This is a genomic window from Rubrivirga litoralis, from assembly GCF_031846415.1.
Taxonomy (GTDB): Bacteria; Bacteroidota; Rhodothermia; order Rhodothermales; family Rubricoccaceae; genus Rubrivirga; species Rubrivirga litoralis.
In genome coordinates this window covers 21,326-40,555 of record NZ_JAVRHT010000011.1, presented here as the reverse complement: position 1 = coordinate 40,555, position 19,230 = coordinate 21,326, and the positions used below count along the sequence as shown (strand labels likewise).

The 19,230-nt window shown below is 71.5% G+C and carries 14 protein-coding genes; 11 read left to right on the top strand and 3 right to left on the bottom strand.

The window, feature by feature from the left end; all coding sequences use genetic code 11:
* The 3 genes from RM540_RS06250 to RM540_RS06240 form a co-directional block, all read right to left on the bottom strand.
* Positions 1 to 486, bottom strand: a complete 486-nt coding sequence (locus tag RM540_RS06250) for an acyl-CoA thioesterase (protein ID WP_311662691.1) — start codon at positions 484 to 486, stop codon at positions 1 to 3.
* Entirely contained in the window at positions 483 to 1,475 is a 993-nt protein-coding gene (locus RM540_RS06245; protein ID WP_311662690.1) for an acetyl-CoA carboxylase carboxyltransferase subunit alpha, read from the bottom strand. Before RM540_RS06245 ends, RM540_RS06250 begins: the two co-directional genes overlap by 4 nt.
* 145 nt (positions 1,476 to 1,620) lie before the next feature.
* Entirely contained in the window at positions 1,621 to 3,789 is a 2,169-nt protein-coding gene (locus RM540_RS06240; RefSeq protein WP_311662689.1) for a glycosyltransferase family 2 protein, read from the bottom strand.
* A 260-nt stretch (positions 3,790 to 4,049) separates the two neighbouring features.
* Between RM540_RS06240 and RM540_RS06235 the strand changes: the two genes are divergently transcribed.
* From RM540_RS06235 to ctaD, 11 genes are all read left to right on the top strand, one after another.
* Positions 4,050 to 5,408 carry an MATE family efflux transporter gene (locus RM540_RS06235; RefSeq protein ID WP_311662688.1) on the top strand — a complete coding sequence of 453 codons (1,359 nt, stop codon included), beginning with the start codon at positions 4,050 to 4,052 and terminating at the stop codon, positions 5,406 to 5,408.
* A gap of 232 nt (positions 5,409 to 5,640) precedes the next feature.
* Positions 5,641 to 6,312 (top strand): cytochrome c3 family protein, encoded by a 672-nt coding sequence (locus RM540_RS06230; RefSeq protein WP_311662687.1) that lies wholly within the window; start codon positions 5,641 to 5,643, stop codon positions 6,310 to 6,312.
* A 77-nt stretch (positions 6,313 to 6,389) separates the two neighbouring features.
* Entirely contained in the window at positions 6,390 to 9,614 is a 3,225-nt protein-coding gene (locus RM540_RS06225; RefSeq protein ID WP_311662686.1) for a 4Fe-4S dicluster domain-containing protein, read from the top strand.
* Positions 9,615 to 9,708: 94 nt separating this feature from the next.
* Positions 9,709 to 11,289, top strand: a complete 1,581-nt coding sequence (gene nrfD / locus RM540_RS06220; RefSeq protein ID WP_311662685.1) for an NrfD/PsrC family molybdoenzyme membrane anchor subunit — start codon at positions 9,709 to 9,711, stop codon at positions 11,287 to 11,289.
* 16 nt (positions 11,290 to 11,305) lie between these two features.
* Positions 11,306 to 11,986 carry a DUF3341 domain-containing protein gene (locus RM540_RS06215; protein ID WP_311662684.1) on the top strand — a complete coding sequence of 227 codons (681 nt, stop codon included), beginning with the start codon at positions 11,306 to 11,308 and terminating at the stop codon, positions 11,984 to 11,986.
* A 63-nt stretch (positions 11,987 to 12,049) separates the two neighbouring features.
* Positions 12,050 to 12,700: a c-type cytochrome gene (locus tag RM540_RS06210; protein WP_311662683.1), complete on the top strand. Its 651-nt coding sequence runs from the start codon at positions 12,050 to 12,052 to the stop codon at positions 12,698 to 12,700.
* Positions 12,701 to 12,731: 31 nt separating this feature from the next.
* Positions 12,732 to 14,156 carry a hypothetical protein gene (locus tag RM540_RS06205; protein ID WP_311662682.1) on the top strand — a complete coding sequence of 475 codons (1,425 nt, stop codon included), beginning with the start codon at positions 12,732 to 12,734 and terminating at the stop codon, positions 14,154 to 14,156.
* Between the two features lie 133 nt (positions 14,157 to 14,289).
* Positions 14,290 to 15,093 carry a hypothetical protein gene (locus RM540_RS06200; RefSeq protein WP_311662681.1) on the top strand — a complete coding sequence of 268 codons (804 nt, stop codon included), beginning with the start codon at positions 14,290 to 14,292 and terminating at the stop codon, positions 15,091 to 15,093.
* Position 15,094: 1 nt separating this feature from the next.
* Positions 15,095 to 16,051, top strand: coding sequence for an SCO family protein (locus RM540_RS06195; RefSeq protein ID WP_311662680.1), 957 nt, complete (start codon positions 15,095 to 15,097; stop codon positions 16,049 to 16,051).
* Positions 16,048 to 17,205: a cytochrome c oxidase subunit II gene (gene coxB / locus RM540_RS06190; RefSeq protein WP_311662679.1), complete on the top strand. Its 1,158-nt coding sequence runs from the start codon at positions 16,048 to 16,050 to the stop codon at positions 17,203 to 17,205. Before RM540_RS06195 ends, coxB begins: the two co-directional genes overlap by 4 nt.
* A gap of 105 nt (positions 17,206 to 17,310) precedes the next feature.
* Positions 17,311 to 19,179: a cytochrome c oxidase subunit I gene (gene ctaD / locus RM540_RS06185; RefSeq protein ID WP_311662678.1), complete on the top strand. Its 1,869-nt coding sequence runs from the start codon at positions 17,311 to 17,313 to the stop codon at positions 19,177 to 19,179.
* The last annotated feature ends 51 nt before the right edge of the window (positions 19,180 to 19,230 follow it).

The following is a 19,230-nucleotide window of genomic DNA, read 5'->3' as shown; positions in this document are numbered from 1 at the left end:
TCACCCGCCGCCCCGCCCCGCCCGGTCAACCTGCAGAGCAGACGGCGCAGCCAAAGCCTCGCGGATCAGGGGCGGGGCGGCGACCGGCCGCCCCCGCTCGGCGTCCACGAAGCACAGCGTCACGCGGCCCGAGACGAGCACGGCCGCCTCGCCCTCGCGCCGCACGGCGTAGTCGATGGGCACGCGGACGCGCGGCGGCTCGGGGAACGTGGTCTCGACCTCCACCACGTCGTCGTAGCGCACGCTCGCGTGGTAGCGGACGGCGACGTCCACGACCGGCATGATGACGCCGCTCGCCTCCAGCTCGGCGTACGGGAGGCCCGCCGAGCGGAGCGCCTCGGTCCGCGCCGCCTCGAACCAGTCGAGCACGTGGGCGTGGTAGACGACGCCCATCGGGTCGCACTCGCGGTACCGGACGCGGTGGCGGTGGACGTAGCGGAGCGCCGCGCTGTCGGCGAGCGGGGCGGAGCGGGTCGGTCCGCTCACGCGGCCGGCGCCGCCTCGCGGAACGCCCCGAGCGCGTCGAGCTTGGCGAGGCGCTGGTCGAGGAGCGCCTCACTGTCCAGGGGCAGGAGCGCGTCGAGGGCGCGGACGATGGCTTGGCCCGTCGCCTCGAACGTGGCGGCCGGGTCGTGGTGCGCCCCGCCGGTCGGCTCGGGGACGATCTCGTCGATGATCCCGTTCTGGATGAGGTCCGGGGCCGTCAGCTTGAGCGCGCGGGCGGCCTCCTCCTTGTGGTCCCACGAGCGCCACAGGATCGACGAGCACGACTCGGGCGAGATCACCGAGTACCATGCGTTCTCGAGCATGAGCACGCGGTCGCCGACGCCGATCCCGAGCGCCCCGCCCGACGCCCCCTCGCCGATCACGACGACGACGATGGGGACCGGCAGCCGGGCCATGACGAGCAGGTTGCGGGCGATGGCCTCGGCCTGCCCACGCTCCTCGGCCTCCAGCCCGGGGTAGGCGCCGGGCGTGTCGAGGAAGGTCACGACGGGCTTCCCGAACTTGGCCGCCATCTCCATGAGGCGCTTGGCCTTCCGGTAGCCCTCGGGGTTGGGCATCCCGAACCGGCGCTCCTTGCGCTGCTTCGTGTCGCGGCCCTTCTGGTGGCCGAGCACCATGACCGTCCGGTCGTCGCCGCCGTACGCCGATCCCTTGAACGTGGCCGGGCCGCCGACGAGGGCGCGGTCGTCCGAGAACAGGCGGTCGCCGTGGAGCTCGACGAAGCCCGTCGTCAGCGCGTCGACGTAGTCGAGCGTGTAGGGCCGCTCGGGGTGCCGGGCGATCTGGACGCGCTGCCAGCGCGTGAGCCCGCGGTAGATCGACTGCCGGAGCGTGTCGACGCGCGTCTGGAGCGCCTCGATCTGGCCGGAGAGGTCGACGGAGCCGTCGTCGGCCTCGAACTGGCGGAGCTCTGCGAGCTTCGCTTCGAGGTCGGCGAGGGGCTTCTCGAAGTCGAGGAGGTGAGCCATGCGCGCAAGGTACCGCCCGCCGGCGGCGGCGCCACCCCGCCCGAACGGGGCGGCCGAGCGGGGCGGCCGAGCGGGGCGGGGGGTCTGCGGGCGGAGCGCCCTCCACCCTGAACCACCACCCCGCCCTTGCCGTGGGCGGGGCGGCCTACCCGTGGAGCAGCGCCCGGAGCAGGATCTCGGCGTCCAGCCACGGCGACTGCCGCTGGGCGTAGAACCAGTAGGCCCGGTGCGCCTCGGTGATCGTCGCCGGGCGCGGCCGGCGCGTGTCGAGCACCGACACGACGCCCGGCGGGAGCCCCCACGCCGGCGGCGGGTGCGGGCCGGCCGCGTCGTAGCCCACGAGCGCGCGGCGCCCGGCCAGCACCGACGGCATCCGCGCGGCGAACGCGGCCAGCCGCCGCCACCGCGCCGTCGGGCGGAGCCGCGCGGCCACGCGCAGGGCCGGCGCGGCGAGCGTGAACAGCGAGGCCACCGGGACCTCGACCGCCCGGCGGCTCCACCCCGCCCGCAGCGGCGCGACGGCGCGCTCGGCTTCGAGGAGCGGGGCGGCATAGTCCTCGACGTAGGCCTTCCCGATGATCCGGTCGTGGCCCGAGGCCAGGATCTTGAGCTGGACCGGCAGGTCGCGGAGCGCGCGCATCCCCTCCAGGATGACCGTGTTGGTCAGGCTGTCGGCGGCGAACACGACTTCGTCGGCGTGCTGGAGGCGCGCGAGGTCGCGGAGCTGGCGCGGCCGGCCCACGTGGGGCACCGCCCCGCCCGCGCTGTCCGTGCCCGCCCCGCCCCCGCCGCCTACCTCGGCGACGTAGCCGACGACCTCGGCCTCGGGGCGGAGCCGGCCGCCGAGGAGCCGCCGGAGCCGCTCGGCCTCGGCCGCCGTGCCCACCACGAGCGCCCGCCGGGGCGGGGCGGTCCGAACCCGCCGGCGGACCCGCCGCGCCAGGAGCAGGGCGGCCGCGGCCGGGAAGCCCAGCCCGAGCGCCGCGCGGCTGAACGCGATCGACGGGACGAAAAACGAGGCCGTCGCGACGGCCAGCGCCGCCAGCGCCGCGCCCACCGCGACCGGGCGGAGCGGCCACCGCCCGCGCGGGTAGCCGCCGGCGAGCGCCACTCCGCCCACGAGCGCGAGCGCGTACACCGGGAGCACGAGGCCGTAGAAACCCGGCCTGAACGCGAACCCGTCGGCCTGCGACCAGCCCCAGGCCGCGGCGGCGAGCGCCGCCCACGCAAGCGCGCCGTCGGCGGCCGGACCTGCCAGCCCGCGCCCCAGCCGGCCCAGCGCCGCCACGGCCGCCCGGCCCACGATCCCCACGCGGAGCGCGAGCGCGAGCGCCCCCGTCCCCGCCCGCTCGGCCCACCCCGCCCCGCCCCCGACGTGCTTCTCGACGAACCGGAGCATGGCTCCGTAGAACAGGACCACGTAGCGGAGGTCGCCCCGCTTCGTGCTCTCGCCCTTGTAGTGGACGATCTGCGTCTCCGGCGTGTAATAGATCCGCCACCCCGCCCGCTGGATCCGGTAGCACCAGTCGAGATCCTCGCCGTACATGAAGAAGGCCTCGTCGAGGAGTCCCGCTCCGCGGGGGGAGGGATGGAGGGACGGAGGCATGGGAAGATGAGCAGAACCGTGCGGAGCGGACTTTTCTGCCCATCCCTCCTCATCCCTCTCCATCCCGTGTCCCTCCCCCCCGCCCCACATCGCCTCGCGGCGGACCATCATGCACGAGCCGCTGAGGGCGTCGACCTCGCAGACCTCGTCCGCCGGGAGGTGCGTGAGGTTGTAGCGGCCGAACCGGGGGCTCTGGGGGAACAGCCGGGCCAGACCGGCGATCCGGTAGAACGCGACGGCCGGCGTGGGGAACGCGCGGCGGCTCTCGGGCGCGAACGTGCCGTCGGGGTTGAGGATGCGGCACCCGACGGCGCCCGCGTCGGGGTGCCCGTCCATGAAGGCGACGAGCGTGCGGAGCGTGTCCTCCTGGAGGATCGTGTCCGGGTTGAGGACGAGGGCGTAGCGGCCGGCCGCCTCGCGGAGCGCCTGGTTGTTGGCGACCGCGAACCCGACGTTCTCCTCGTTCGCGATCAGGCGGACGTTCGGGAACCGCTCGCGCACCATCTCGGCCGAGCCGTCCGCCGAGTCGTTGTCGACCACGAACGTCTCGACCGCCAGGCCGGCGCTGGCCCGCTCGACCGACCGGAGCGCCTGGTCCAGAAACCCCCGCACGTTGTACGTCACGATCACCACCGAGACGTCGACCACGGCCGCCCCCGGTCCGGGGCCGAGCGCGGGCGGGGCGGAGGAGAGGGACAGCGAGGACATGCCGAAAAAAGATAGCCGGCCGCCCCGCCCCGGGGCGACGGGCGGCGTGCAAATCGGCGCCCCCGCCCCGCCCTGCCTCCACGGGTGAAGACCCGGCGCGGGCCGAGCGCGGGCGAGGCGGCCGGTAGCTTCGCGGCGTGGGGGCCGAGACGTAGGCCGATCGTCCCCACTCCGTCCACGCGGCCGGCTCCGGGGGCGGGGCGGCCCGGGAGCGCCGGTGGCGCCTCTGCTCGTCCCCCCGTTTCCCCCTTCCCGCCCCGATGTCCCGCCCCGCCCTGGGCCGCGAGGTCCGCGCCACGCTCGCGCTCGCCGTCCCCATCGTGCTCGTCCAGCTCGCGCAGATGTCGATGAGCTTTATCGACGTCGTGATGGTGGGCCGGCTGGGGACCGAGGCGCTGGCGGCCGTCGTGCTCGCGTCGACGACCTACGTCACGGCCTCGCTCGTGTGCGTGGGCGTGCTCGTGGCCGTGCAGCCGACCGTAGCGCAGGCGGTCGGGGCTGGCGACGACGCCGCGGCGGCGCGCGGCGCGCGGCAGGGGCTGTGGCTGGCGACGATCCTCGGCATCCCGTTTGCGATCGGGCTCGGGTTCGTCGAGCCCGTCCTGGTGTGGACCGGCCAGGACCCCGACACGTCGGCGCTGGCCGGCGCGTACCTCCGCGCGATCCGCTGGGGGTTCGTGCCCAACCTGTGGTTCACGGCGCTCCGCGGGCTCGCCGAGGGCGACGGCCGGCCCCGCGCGGTCCTCGGCGTGACGCTGCTGGGCGTGGCCGTGAACGTGCCGCTCAACTACGCGCTCATGTTCGGCGCCCTGGGCCTCCCCGCCCTCGGCCTCGTCGGCACCGGGTGGGGCTCGGCCGTCTCGACGACGGTCATGACCGCGGCGCTCGCCCTCTACGTCCGGCGCGGGCCGCTCGCCCGGTTCGGGGTGCTCGCCGACTTCCGCCGGCCGGACGTGGTTGCGCTCCGCGAGCTGTTCGCGCTGGGCTGGCCCATCGGCGTCGGGTTCGGGATGGAGTCCGGCCTGTTCACGGCGGCCACGCTCCTCGTCGGGCGCCTCCCCGACCCCGAGACGGCGCTCGCCGCGCACCAGGTGGCGCTCAACGCGGCGAGCGTCGCGTTCATGGTCCCGCTCGGGATCGGGATGGCCGGGGGCGTCCGCGTGGGCCAGGCGGTCGGGGCCGGCGACGAGCGCGCGGCGGCTCGGGCAGGGTGGACCTCGGCGGGCCTGGGCGCGGCGTTCATGGCGTGCTCGGCGCTCCTGTTCTGGCTCCGCCCCGACCTCGTCGTCGCCGTCTACGCCGGCTCGTCGCCGGACCCGGTCGTGGCGGCGCTCGCGGCGTCGCTGCTGAGCGTGGCCGCCGTGTTCCAGCTGTTCGACGGCGTGCAGGCCGCCGTCGCCGGCGCGCTCCGCGGGCTCAAGGACACGCGCGTGCCCATGCTCATCTCGGCCGGCGCCTACTGGGGCGTCGGGCTGACCACGGGCGTCGTGCTGGGCGTGGGGGCGGGGTGGGGCGCGCGCGGGCTGTGGTGGGGGCTCACGCTGGGGCTGGCCGCGGCGGCCGTCGCGCTCTCGGCCCGGTTCGCGCGGCTCACGCGCGTCCGCCCCGCCCTCGCCTAGGCCGCCCCGCCCTCGCCCCAGGACGGGGGCGGGGCGGGGAGATTCCTGATTCCGTCCGGCCGCAGAGCGTTTAGGCGTCCTCCCGATGCGCTGACACCCCGGCATCTGCACCTTGACCGCCCGGCCCCTCCGGCGGCCCATTCGAGCTATCTTCGCTGGCCCCCCGAGGGGGCCGGTCTACCTTCGAAAACGGCCCCTCCCGCCCCTCGGAGGACTCCCCACCCCGCGGCCCATGCCCCAGCTTTTCCCGCGCAAGGCCAACGCGCTGCCCACGCTGTCCCTGTTCGGGGCGTTCGGCGGCGGCGTCCTGGTCATCGCGCTCGCCTGGTACTACCTCTCGCCCGAGTTCTACGAGGTCGGGTACATGCCGGAGCAGCCGGTCCCCTACAGCCACGCGCTCCACGCGGGCCAGCTCGGGATGGACTGCCGGTACTGCCACAACCACGTCGAGCAGAGCCCGCACGCGAACGTGCCGTCGACGCAGACGTGCATGAACTGCCACGGCGTCGTGCAGACGCAGTCGGAGAAGCTGCTCCCGGTCCGCGAGAGCTGGGCGACCGGCGTCCCGGTCCAGTGGGTCAAGGTCCACCACCTCCCGGACTACGCCCAGTTTAGCCACGCGGCCCACGTCAACGTCGGCGTCGGGTGCGAGTCGTGCCACGGGCGGATCGACCAGATGGTCGTGGTCTACCAGGCCGAGCCGCTCTCGATGGGGTGGTGCCTCGAGTGCCACCGGGCGCCCGAGGAGCACCTCCGCGACCCGGAGTTGGTCACGACCATGGGCTACGCCGAGGAGGTCCGCGAGAGCGACGAGCGCTACGCCGAGTACGTCCAGACGAACCTGGCCCGGATCGAGCGCGAGGGGATCAAGCCGCCCCAGAACTGCTCGGCCTGCCACTACTAGGAGGTTGCAGGTGGGCAGGCGACGGGGGCTACGCGCCCTCACCTGCTACCTGACCATCCGATACCCGACACTCGCACATGATTGAGCTCGACGTCCTGAGCGCCGCCGACCAGGCAGCCGACCGCGACGCCCAGGCCATGCAGGGCCGCCCCGCCCCGTGGCGCAGCCTCTCCGGCAAGGACGGGTCGCAGGACCCGTCCGTCGTCCGCGACGAGTTCCTGGACCCGGCCAGCGACGGCCACGAGGGGACCAGCCGGCGGACGTTCCTCCAGGTCATGGGCGCGAGCGCCGCGCTGGCCGGGCTCTCCGGCTGCCGCCGGCCGGTCGAGGCCATCGTTCCCTACGTGCGGAAGCCGGAGGAGGTCATTCCGGGCGTACCGCAGTACTACGCGACGACCATGCCGCTCGGCGGCGTGGGCCGCCCGCTCGTCGTCCAGAGCCACGAGGGCCGCCCGACCAAGGCCGAGGGCAACCCGGAGCACCCGCTCGTGCAGGGCGCGACCGACATCTTCGCGCAGGCGTCCGTCCTCCAGCTCTACGACCCCGACCGCAGCCGCCACGTGTGGACGCGCGGCACGGGCGGGGTGGGCGCGCGCGGCACGTGGGACGCGTTCGTCGGCCAGGCGAACCGGCTCCTCGCGCAGCGCGGGACGGCCCGGCTCGCCGTCCTCGCCGCGCCCAGCGCGTCGCCGACGCAGGACGCGCTCCGCGACCAGCTGCTCCAGACCTACCCCGGCGCCCGGTGGGTCACGCTCGGGCCGCACCTCGACGACGCGCAGGCGCTCGGGACGCAGTCCGCGCTCGGCCAGCCGGCCCGCCCGCTCTACCGCTTTGCGGACGCGGACGTGATCGTCACGTTCGACGCCGACTTCCTGGCGTCCGAGGACCCGAACACGGTCTGGAACAACCGCCAGTACGCCGCCAGCCGCCGCGTCGACGAGCGCGGCACGATGTCGCGGATGTACGCCGTCGAGTCGACGATGACGATGACGGGCGGGATGGCCGACCACCGCCAAGCCGTCAAGGCGGGCACCGTCCCCTTCGTGGCCGCCGCCGTCGCCGAGGCGCTCGGCGTGCCGGCCGGCGCCCAGGTCCTGATCGAGGACGAGCTGGCCCCGTTCGTGGCCGCCATCGCGTCCGACGTGCAGGCCGCCGGCGGCCGCGCCGCGTTCGTGGCCGGGCCGACCGCCCCGCCCGAGCTCCACGCGCTCGTGGCCGTCCTCAACGGGCGGTTCGGGGGCGGGGTGGTCGAGTACCTCGCGACGGGCGAGGGGCCGGTCCAGCCGGTCGGCCCAGAGCTCGCGGGCCTCGTCCGCGACATGGGCGCCGGGCGCGTCGACGCGCTCGTCATGCTGGGCACGAACCCGGTCTACCACCTCCCCGCCGAGCTCCGCTTCGAGGAGGCGCTCGCGGCCGTCCCGTTCTCGGTCCACACCGGCTTCTACCGCGACGAGTCGGCGCAGCGCGCGACGTGGCACGTCCCGGCCGCCCACTACCTGGAGTCGTGGGGCGACGCCCGCGCCTACGACGGGACGCTCTCGGTCGTGCAGCCGCTGATCGCCCCGCTCTACGACGACGCGCACTCGGACCTCGAGGTCCTGAACCTGCTCGCGACCGGCCGCAACGTCGCCGGCTACGACCTTCTGCGGTCGTCGCTCCGGGGCCGCCTCGGCGGCGACTTCGAGACGGCTTGGCGCACGGCGCTCCACGACGGGTTCGTCGAGGGCACGGGCTTCCCGTCGCTCGGATCTGGGGGCGGGGCGGCCAGCTTGGCCGGCCTCGACGTGCCCGACCCCGCCGCGATCGAGCTCGTCGTTCGCCTCAGCCCGACGCTCTACGACGGCCAGTTCTCGAACGTGGCCTGGATGCAGGAGGCGCCGCACCCGGTCACAAAGGTGACGTGGGACCCGGTGGCGCTCGTGAGCCCGGCGACGGCGCTCGCCAACGGCTGGACGGTCGAGGAGGACAAGGGCAAGGCCTACGCGACCGTCATCGGCATTGAGGCCCCGAACGGGGCCGTCGCGACGGTGCCCGTCTGGGTCCAGCCCGGCCACCCGGACAACTCGATTACGGTGCCCATGGGGTACGGCCGCGAGATCGACTCGCCGCGCGTGATCCGCGACCGTGGTCTCATCGAGCGGCTCTTCAACGTCCAGGCCGACATCTACTACCCCGGCCCGGTCTCGTCGTACGTCGGCGGCGACCTTGACGGCGGGGCGATCTCGACGCGCATCGAGCGGCTCCGCCCGCTGGGCGGGGCGGTCGTGCCCTCGGTCGGGGCGGCGGCCGTCGCCGAGGACTACCTCCTCGCGTCGACGCAGGACCACGGCTCGATGGAGGGCCGCCACATCGTCCGCATGGCGACGCTGGAGGAGTACGAGGCGGACCCCGTGTTCGCTCGCGACGAGGATCACTTTGTCGAGGGCGCGCCGTGGGAGAACTTCCCGCCGGCCTGGGGCGCCGAGAACTCGGCATCCGAGGACCCCCGCATCGGCGACTGGCTCTACTCGGAGAACCAGTGGGGCATGGTCATCGACCTCAACGCCTGCACCGGGTGCAACGCGTGCGTCGTCGCCTGCCAGGCCGAGAACAACGTGCCAGTCGTGGGCAAGGAGCAGGTCGCGATCGGCCGCGAGATGCACTGGCTCCGGCTCGACCGCTACTACGTCGGCGACGAAACGGACCCGGGTATGGTCCAGCAGCCGATGATGTGCGTCCACTGCGAGAACGCGCCCTGCGAGCAGGTCTGCCCCGTCAACGCGACGGCCCACTCGCCGGACGGGCTCAACGAGATGACGTACAACCGCTGCATCGGCACGCGGTACTGCGCCAACAACTGCCCGTACAAGGTCCGCCGGTACAACTTCTACAACTGGACGAAGCACCTGCCGACGACGGTCCAGATGCAGTCCAACCCGTACGTCACGGTCCGCTACCGCGGCGTGATGGAGAAGTGCACGTTCTGCGTCCAGCGCATCCGCCAGACGCAGCAGTACGCGCACATCGAGAACCGACCGCTCCGCGACGGCGAGGTCCTCACGGCGTGCCAGCAGGTGTGTCCGGCCGACGCCATCGTCTTCGGCGACCTCAAGGACCCGGGCAGCCTCGTCAACCAGCAGAAGCTGAACAAGCGCAACTACGCGGTCCTCGCCGAGCTCGCCGTCAAGCCCCGGCTGACGTACCTCGCCCGGCTCCGCAACCCGCACCCCGACCTCGCCACGCCGTTCGACACGGCCCACGGCGAGCACACGGACGACGGCGAGACGCACGCCGCCGCCGGCGTCGCGGCCCCCGCCGCCTAGACCGCCCCGCCCCCACCGACGAGAAGGAGAGACGGGGAGAAGAAGGACCCGACCGCCTCTTCCCCCTCTTTCCCGCCCCGCCCTCTCCTCCCCTATGGCCACCGTCACCTCCAAGAACGCGTACGGCCGCTCCGGCGGCGACGGCGCCCCGGTCTACGCCGACGGGACCCCGAAGACGCTGGCCGACGCCCCGCTCGTCCGCGGCAACCTCTCGTTCCACGACGTGACCGAGATGGTCTCGGTGCACACCGAGAAAAAGACGCCGCTCGGGTGGTGGATCGCGTTCGGCGCCGCCCTCACCGGCCTCGCCATCTTCGCGGTCGCCGTGGCCTACCAGGTCTGGAACGGGCCGGGCGTGTGGGGGCTCACGAACCCGGTCTTCTGGGGCTGGGCCATCGTCAACTTCGTGTGGTGGGTCGGCATCGGCCACGCCGGGACGCTCATCTCGGCCGTGCTCTTCCTGTTCCGCCAGCGCTGGCGGACGTCGATCAACCGGGCGGCCGAGGCGATGACGCTCTTCGCCGTCGCGTGTGCGCTCACGTTCCCCACGTTCCACGTGGGCCGGGTGTGGGTCATCTACTACACGCTCCCGATCCCGAACCAGATGGCCATGTGGCCGCAGTTCAAGAGCCCGCTGCTCTGGGACGTGTTCGCGGTCTCGATCTACGGGACGGTCTCGCTCCTGTTCTGGTACGTCGGCCTCATCCCCGACCTCGCGACCATCCGCGACCGCGCGGCCCGGGCCGGCAAGATGGTCCGCGCCCGCATCCTCGGCTTCTTTAGCCTCGGGTGGACCGGCTCGAACCGCTCGTGGCGCCACTACGAGCGGGCCTACCTCCTCCTGGCCGGGCTCGCCACCCCGCTCGTGCTCTCGGTCCACTCGGTCGTGTCGTTCGACTTCGCCGTCTCGATCGTCCCGGGCTGGCACACCACGATCTTCCCGCCCTACTTCGTCGCCGGCGCCATCTTCTCCGGCTTCGCGATGGTGGTCACGCTGATGGTCGTCGCGCGGAGCGTGTTCGACATCAAGAACCTGATCACGATCGATCACCTGGAGAAGATGAACATCATCATCCTGGTGACGGGGACGGTGGTCGGGTTCGCCTACATCACGGAGTTCTTTATCGCCTGGTACAGCCAGGTCGAGTACGAGCAGTTCGCGTTTGCCAACCGCGCGTTCGGGCCGTACGCCTGGGCGTACTGGACGATGATGGCGTGCAACCTCATCTTCCCCCAGGTCTTCTGGGTCAAGAAGTTCCGCCGGTCGATCCCGATCATGTTCGCGATCTCGATCACGACCAACATCGGCATGTGGTTCGAGCGGTTCGTGATCACCGTCACGTCGCTCCACCGCGACTTCCTGCCGTCGTCGTGGGACTACTACAGCCCGACGATCTGGGACATCCTGATGTACGTGGGGACGTTCGGACTCTTCTTCACGCTGTTCCTCCTCTTCCTCCGGTTCGTGCCCATGGTGGCCATCGCCGAGGTGAAGGGCGTGATGCCGCAGGCCGACCCCCACTTCTACCACCACGCGGGCGACGGCCACGCCGACGCGCACGAGCTCGCCCCGTACCAGGTCGACGCGAACGCCCAGGGCGCCGCGACGGCCGCTCCCGACTCCGACGCCGACGGCGTCCCCGACGACGTGGCCCACGACCGCGACCCGTCCTAGCGCCCGCCCCGCCCCCATGCGCCTGCCGATCCCGAACGCCATCGCGGCCCGCCTCGAAGAGCGGTCGAACCAGCACGTCGGCCTGCTCGCCGAGTTTCCCGACCCCGGCGCCCTCTACGACGCCGTCAAGGGGCTCCGCGAGCGGGGCTACACCCGGCTCGACACGTTCAGCCCGTTCCCCATCCACGGGATGGACCGGGCGATGGGGCTGCCGGTCTCCAAGATCGGGTACCTCGTCTTTTTCGGCGGCATCACCGGAGCCTTCCTCGGATGGCTCCTCCAGTGGTGGACGAGCGAGGTCGACTACCCGATCAACATCTCGAACAAGCCGCTCTACGCCTTTGAGGCGTCGGTCCCCATCATCTTCGAGCTGACGATTCTGTTCTCGGCGCTGACGGCCGTCGGCGCGATGCTCGCGCTGAACGGGCTGCCCCGCCCCTACGACCCGCTGTTCTACTCGGACCGCTTCGGCCGGGCCACCGACGACGGGTTCTTCCTCCACGTCGCCGCCGCCGACGGCACCTTCGCCCAGGACCGGACGACGGACGACCTCCTCGGGCTCGGCGCCACGGCCGTCGAGTACGTCGACCATGACGGCGCCACGCTCGTGGGCGGGGCGGACCTGGCGGCGCCCGCCCCCAACGCGGACCGTGCGCCGGTCCCCGTCACCCCGCCCCACACGACGGGCGACCTGTAGGGGCGGGGTGGCCCGCACCGGCCGCCCCCACCCCGCCCTCGCCCCCCTGCCCCGGTTTTTCCGATGACCCCGCGCCTCAGCCTGCTCGTGCTCGCCGCCGCCGCCCTCGCGGGCTGCCGCGGGATGACGAGCGACGCCCCGCCCATCCACCCGAACCTCAACATGGACTACACCCAGAGGTTCGAGGCGCAGGAGCCCAGCCAGTTCTTCCTCGACGGCGCGGCCATGCGCCCGCCCGTCGCCGGGACGGTCGCGCGCGGCGAGCTGCGGACCGACGCGAACGCGCCGTTCTACTACGGCCGCAACGCCGACGGCTCCTACGTCGAGGAGATCCCCGTGCCCGTGACGCCGTCGCTCCTCGAGCGCGGCCAGGAGCGGTACGACATCTACTGCACGCCGTGCCACGGGCTCGCCGGCGACGGCCGCGGCATCGTCGCCGTCGGCAACGGCGGGCTGGGCTACGGGTTCGCTGTGCCGTCGTACCACACCGAGGCGCTCCGCGAGCGGCCCGACGGGTACCTCTACGACGTGATCCAGAACGGCATCAACACGATGCCCAGCTACGGCCACGAGCTCCCCCCCGCCGACCGCTGGGCCATCGTCGCCTACATCCGCGCCCTCCAGCGGAGTCAGGCCGCGACCGCCGGCGACGTGCCCGTCACCGAGCGCGAGCGGTTGGAGACGGCCAACCCGAACATCCGGCTCTCGAACTAGACCGCCCCGCCCCCGCGACGGCTCCGACCCCATGGCGAACGCCCTGACCCGCTTCCTCTTCGACCCGGTCGACGCCCCGGCCGACCGCGTGCCGCCCCGGCACCGCTTTACCGGCGGCCAGCTGTCGTGGATCGCCCCGCTCGCCGTGGGCGTGGTCGGCGTGGTCATCTTCCTGGTGCTCCTGCTCGGCGACCCGTCGCGGGCGCTCTTCTCCTACCTCGTCGCGTGGACGTTCTGCGTCTCGATCGCGCTGGGGTCGCTGTTCTTCGTGATGATCCAGCACATCACGAAGGCCCGGTGGTCGACGACCATCCGGCGCATCCCCGAGGCGCTCTCGGCCAACTTCCCGCTCCTCGCGCTGGCCGGCATCCCGGTCCTCCTGGGCAGCCACGATCTGTTCCACTGGACGCACGCCGAACTGTACGACCCGGCGAGCCCGTACTACGACGCGCTCATCGCGGGGAAGAAGGCGTACCTGAACATGCCGTTCTTCCTCGTCCGCTACGTCCTGTACTTCGTGGCGTGGACGTGGCTCGGGCACCGGCTCTACGCGATCTCGGTCGGCAACGACACTGACCCCGACGCGGACCGGACGCTCGAGCTCCGCAAGGTGAGCGCCTACGGCATCCCGCTCGCTGCCGTCACGACGGCGTTCGCCGGGTTCGACTTCCTCATGTCGACCGACCCCCACTGGTTCTCGACCATGTTCGGGATCTACTTCTGGGCCGGCGGCTGGCTCGGCGCGCTCTGCCTCATCACGTTCCTGGCCCTCTGGTTCAAGAAGATGGGGATGCTCCCCGAGGTGACCGTCGAGCACCTCCAGGACATGGGTAAGTTCATGTTCGCGTTCGTCGTGTTCTGGACGTACATCGCCTTTAGCCAGTACATGCTGTACTGGTACGCCAACATCCCGGAGGAGACCGTGTGGTTCCTCAAGCGGCTGTCGTTCGGGTGGGGGACGGTCGCGTGGTCGCTCGTCATCTTCAACTTTATCCTCCCCTTCCTGATCCTGCTCCCGCGTATCACCAAGCGGATCGCGCCGGTCCTGGCCGTCATGGCCGTCTGGCTCCTGGTCATGCACTGGGTCGACTTGTGGTGGGTCGCGATGCCGGCGATGGAGGCCGAGTACGAGGAGGTGGCCGCCACCCCGCCCGCGATGGACGAGGGCGGGGCGGTCCAGCTCCTCCCGGCGCAGGCCGTGAGCGGGGTAAACGACCTCGACGGCGTGCTCGACCCGGACGCCGCAGACGCGGCCACGCCGGCCCGAGGCGAGACGCCGGACGACGTGATGGACCTTGACGTGATCCCACCGGCGATCCCCATCTTCGAGATGCTCGTGTGGCTCGGGCTGTTCGGGCTCTTCCTGGGCGTGACGATCCTCCGCCTGCAGCGCCACGCGCTCACGCCGTACAACGACCCCTACTTCGCCGAGTCCCTGCGGTTCGAGAACGTGTAGCTCCGCGGTCTGTCGCGGGGCGGGGCGCAACGCTCAAACAGCGGCGCCGTGCGGGCGGGGCGGTGCCCACCTGCACGGCGCTTTCAATCGATACTGAAAACCATCGGCCCCCCTCGGCCGTTACCCTGCCACGATGGACGACCCGCCCCGCCTCCCCAACGACGAGCCCGACGAGCTTCCCGGCACGCCCATGCCCAACCCGCACCGGGGCGAGCCGGCCGCAGCCGAGGACGAGGGCGTCCGCCCCGAGGCCGCTGGCACGCCAGCGCGCCCGACGGGCGACGAGCCGCTCGGCCCGTACGGCGAGTTGGTCCCCACGGCAGCCGTGGAGGCAGAAGACGAAGCGACCCCAGACGGCGACCCCGAGGCCGAGGCCCTACTGGAGCAGATGGGCGTCGAGGAGGAGGGAATCGAGTCCGGCCAAATCCTCGGGCTCATCATCTCGGTCGGCGTCGGGATTGTCGCGCTGGTCGTCGGCTTGATCTACCTGTTCGTCATTCCGTTCCAGGCGCAGGTGGGGGCCGAGGCCGAGAACGTCGTCCTATACCCTGAGCTGCTGCAGGTCCGCGTCGAGGGGCTCGCCAAGCTGACCGACTACGAGCGCGCCGACAGCAGCACGTACGGCGTCCCCATCAGCCAGGCGATGGGTTTGGTCGCGGCGGAGTACGGGGCCGCGCGCGCGGGCGCCGCCGAGGTGCCGACCACGCGCCAGCGGTGGAACACGCTCCCCATTTCGATCGGCCCGCCCCGCGCCGTCCAGGTGCCGTCCGACCGCGGCCCGCTCACGGCACCCCTGCCCGGGATCAACCCGCTCAGCCCGACCGGGGAGCCTGACACAATTCAGGAGGCCGAGACCACCCCGTTCCAGCTCCGTGTGGAGACGGGCGAGGAGGTCGGCGTGGACGAAGGCGCCGAAGCCCCATTCGACCGCAATTAGCATGACGCTGCGTCGCCTCCGGCTCGCTGTCGCCGTCTCCGCCGCGTTTGTGGCGCTGGGCGGGGTGGTGCAACCGGCGGCCGCGCAGGTAACGACGACATCGGACTTTGTCCCGCTCGACGGGCAGGCGGGGCAGGGGGCGGTCCCCAACCGGCTCGTCGGGCAATACGGGATCGACGAAAACCTGGGTGCGACGGTCCCCACCGACCTCCAGTTCGTTGATGAGGCGGGGCGGCCGGTCGCGCTCTCATCGCTCCTCGATGGCGAGCGGCCGGTCCTGCTGGCGTTCGTCTACCACAACTGCCCCATGCTGTGCAGCCTCGTCCTCGACGGCGTGGCCGACGCCGTGAGCGAGGCGAAGGCGACGCTGGGGCAGGACTACGAGGTGCTGGCCGTCTCCATCGACCCCAACGACACGCCGCAAAAGGCGGCCGAGGCCAAGGCCCGCTACGTGCGCCAGATCGACGACCCGGCCGCCGAGCGCGCCCTCCACTTCTGGACGGTCACGCCGGAGACCGAGGCGAACGTGGAGCGGCTGGCTGAGGCCGTCGGGTTCCGCTACGGGCTCGACGCGAAGACGGGGGAGTACGCGCACGCCGCGTCCGTCATGTTCCTCAGCCCCAACGGCAAGATCACGCGCTACCTCTACGGCCTCGACTATGCCCCGTTCGACGTCAACCTCGCGATTACCGAAGCGGGGCAGGGCACGGTCGGCTCGACGCTCGACCGGTTTCTCTTAACGTGTTTCCAGTACGACCACGACGCGCAGTCGTACTCCCTCGCCGTTCTGACGGCGACCAAGATCGGCGGGGCGCTCCTGCTCCTCGTGTTCGGCGCCATGCTGTTCGTGTTCTGGCGCCGCGAGGGCCGCAGCACCGCTGAGCGGTGGGGCGGGGTGTCCTCCACCCCGCCCGGTGACCCGCCGTTGACGCACCCCGGCACGACCTTTCCCTCATGATGATGCAGACCCCCGCGGCCGACTCGGCCGGCGTGATCGAAGCCACCCGCCAGGCGTTCTGGACGGGCCGGAATGGGCTGTGGCTGCCGCCGGCCGAGTCCACGACGGCGCCCCAGATCGACGCGCTGTTCAACTTTATCATGATCAGCAGCATCATCCTGACGCTGTTCGTGGCCGCGGCGATGGTGTACTTCGTGCGGAAGTACCGGCGGACGAGCCACGCCGACCGGCCGCAGGAGACCCACGAGAACAAGTGGCTTGAGGTGTCCTGGATCGTGATCCCGACGATCCTGGTCCTCGGCGTCTTTTTCTGGGGGTTCCGGGCCTACGTTGGCACGGCGATCCCGCCGTCGAACGCGATCACGGTGAACGTGAAGGCCCAAAAGTGGAACTGGTCGTTCGAGTACGCCAACGGCACGAACGCGACCGAACTCGTGGTCCCGGTCAACCAGCCGGTCCGGCTCGAGATGACGAGCCAGGACGTGCTCCACAGCTTCTACGTCCCCGAGTTCCGGATCAAGCACGACGTGCTCCCCAACCGCTTTGCCTACGTCTGGTTCGAGGCGCCGCGCGAGGGCGTCTACCAGATCCTCTGCACCGAGTACTGTGGGACGTCCCACTCGAACATGGGGGCCAGGATCCGCGTCGTCAGCCGGGGCGACTATTACGCCTACGTCGCCAACGGGTACCTGCCGGGCGAGCAGCCGCCGGCGATGGCCCCGGCCGACCTGGGCGCGTCGGTCTACGTCGCCCGCGGGTGCAACGCCTGCCATTCCGTCGATGGGACGCCCGGCGTCGGTCCGTCGTGGGAGGGAATCTGGGGGGAGCCCCGACCCGGAAGCGCCGAAGGCGTGGTCGACGACGTCTACATTGCGAACTCCATCCTCTACCCGCAGGCGTACATCGCCCCGGGCTTCGAGAACGCCAACATGCCGTCCTACGACGGCGTTCTCAACGACCAGCAGATCGCCGGCGTCGCCGCGTACATTCGCGTCCTGAGCGGAGCGGCGACCCCGGCCGACACCACGCTCCCGACCGACGCAGGCATCGAGGACAGCCTCGCCGGTCAGGCGCCCGAAGGCGGCATGGGCGACCCCGGCGTCCCCGTGGCCGACCCCGTCGACGGCCCGGCCCGCGAGGAGGTCCTCGAGTAAGCGGGCCGCCCCGCCCGGGCGGGGCGGTTCCTGAAAAGGTCCCCCGCCCGAACATCCCCCTCTGCCCGACGTCCGCTCGTCCGGCCCCACCCCGCCCCCGAACCGATGGCGACGATCACGAAGAGCCCCGCCCCCGCCCGCGCGCCGCGTGAGGGCCGGGCATACCCGGTCGGCCACGAGCCGGTCCACAACTACCTCCACGAGCCCCGTCCGCCCGATGACGTGCAGGGCCTAGCGCGTGCGTGGGCGTGGGTCAAGTCGTGGGCGCTGACCGTCGACCACAAGCGGATCGGGATCATGTACCTGGTCGCGGTCAGCTTCTTCTTTACGGTTGCCGGGCTCCTCGCGCTCGGCATCCGTACGGAGCTGTTCTTCGTCAACAGCTACGATGCGGGCGGGGCGGTCGTCGGCGGCAACATCATGGGACCGGACACCTACAACCGGGTGTTCACCATGCACGGGCTGATCATGGTGTTCCTGTTCATCATCCCGTCGATCCCGGCGACGATGGGCAACTTCCTGCTCCCCATCATGGTGGGCGCGAAGGACGTGGCGTTCCCGCGCCTGAACCTGCTCAGCCTCTACATCTACGTGCTCGGCGCGGGCATCGCGCTGCTCTCGATCACCACGGGCGGGGTGGACACGGGCTGGACGTTCTACACGCCGTACTCGAAGGAGACCGGGACGGCTGTAATCGCGATGGCGCTCGGGGCCTTTGTGCTCGGGTTCTCGTCGATCCTGACGGGCCTGAACTTTATCGTGACGATCCACAAGATGCGGGCGCCGGGGATGACCTGGAACCGGATGCCGCTCTTCCTGTGGTCGATCTACGCGACGTCCATCGTCCAGATCCTCGCGACGCCGGTCATCGGGATCACGCTCGTGCTCCTGGTCCTGGAGCGGACGCTCGGGATCGGCATCTTCGACCCGGCGCTGGGCGGCGACCCCGTCCTGTTCCAGCACTTTTTCTGGTTCTACAGCCACCCCGCCGTCTACATCATGATCCTCCCCGGCTTCGGGGTGATCTCGGAGCTGATGGGCACGTTCAGCCGGCAGCGCGTCTACGGCTACCGCGCCGTTGCGCTCTCGTCGGTGGCGATTGCGCTGCTCGGGTTCATGGTCTGGGGCCACCACATGTTCACGTCGGGCCAGAGCCCGGTGTCGAGCATCGTGTTCAGCCTCATCACGTTCCTGATCGGCATCCCGTCGGGGATCAAGGTCTTCAACTGGACCTGGACGATGTACAAGGGCTCGGTCTGGCTCCAGACGCCGATGCTCTACGCGCTCTCGTTCCTGTTCCTGTTTACGATCGGCGGCGTTACGGGCATCATGGTCGGGGCGCTGGCCGTCGACATCCACCTCCACGACACCTACTTCGTGGTTGCCCACTTCCACTACGTGATGATGGGCGGGACGGTCATTGCCTTCCTCGGCGGCATCCACTACTGGTGGCCAAAGATGACGGGCCGGCTCTACAACGAGACGCTGGGCAAGGTCTCGGCGCTGCTCGTGTTTATCGGCTTCAACATGACGTTCTTTATCCAGTTCGTCATGGGTAGCCAGGGCATGCCGCGTCGGTACTACGACTACCCCGACCAGCCGTGGCTCCAGCCGCTCCACCAGCTCTCGACGATCGGGTCGTACGTGCTGGGCGTAGGCCTCCTCGTGGTCCTCGTCAACGGCCTGCTCTCGCTCCGCAAAAAGGCGCGCCGGGCGCCGGGCAACCCGTGGGGCGGGGCGACGCTCGAGTGGACGCACACGACGAGCCCGCCGGACCACCACAACTTCCACCGGACCCCGCTCGTCACGCACGGCCCGTACGACTACGAGGTCCTGTTCCAGACCTCGGGCGACAGCGCGGGCGACGGCGCTCCGATTCCTGACATCGCCGTCGGCGCCCCGCAGGAGATGGAGAAGTCGGTCGACGACGGCACGGCGCAGCCCGACGACGCCACCGACAGCCCGACCTCTTAATTCTCACCCCGCCCCGCCCGAGCCGTCCTGCGAGGGCGGGGCGGCCGACGC

Coding starts and splice junctions, on each gene's coding strand:
- RM540_RS06245 (WP_311662690.1), bottom strand. CDS start 1,475: ATGGCTCACCTCCTCGACTTCGAGAAGCCCCTCGCCGACCTCGAAGCG.
- RM540_RS06240 (WP_311662689.1), bottom strand. CDS start 3,789: ATGTCCTCGCTGTCCCTCTCCTCCGCCCCGCCCGCGCTCGGCCCCGGA.
- RM540_RS06235 (WP_311662688.1), top strand. CDS start 4,050: ATGTCCCGCCCCGCCCTGGGCCGCGAGGTCCGCGCCACGCTCGCGCTC.
- RM540_RS06230 (WP_311662687.1), top strand. CDS start 5,641: ATGCCCCAGCTTTTCCCGCGCAAGGCCAACGCGCTGCCCACGCTGTCC.
- RM540_RS06225 (WP_311662686.1), top strand. CDS start 6,390: ATGATTGAGCTCGACGTCCTGAGCGCCGCCGACCAGGCAGCCGACCGC.
- nrfD (WP_311662685.1), top strand. CDS start 9,709: ATGGCCACCGTCACCTCCAAGAACGCGTACGGCCGCTCCGGCGGCGAC.
- RM540_RS06215 (WP_311662684.1), top strand. CDS start 11,306: ATGCGCCTGCCGATCCCGAACGCCATCGCGGCCCGCCTCGAAGAGCGG.
- RM540_RS06210 (WP_311662683.1), top strand. CDS start 12,050: ATGACCCCGCGCCTCAGCCTGCTCGTGCTCGCCGCCGCCGCCCTCGCG.
- RM540_RS06205 (WP_311662682.1), top strand. CDS start 12,732: ATGGCGAACGCCCTGACCCGCTTCCTCTTCGACCCGGTCGACGCCCCG.
- RM540_RS06200 (WP_311662681.1), top strand. CDS start 14,290: ATGGACGACCCGCCCCGCCTCCCCAACGACGAGCCCGACGAGCTTCCC.
- RM540_RS06195 (WP_311662680.1), top strand. CDS start 15,095: ATGACGCTGCGTCGCCTCCGGCTCGCTGTCGCCGTCTCCGCCGCGTTT.
- coxB (WP_311662679.1), top strand. CDS start 16,048: ATGATGATGCAGACCCCCGCGGCCGACTCGGCCGGCGTGATCGAAGCC.
- ctaD (WP_311662678.1), top strand. CDS start 17,311: ATGGCGACGATCACGAAGAGCCCCGCCCCCGCCCGCGCGCCGCGTGAG.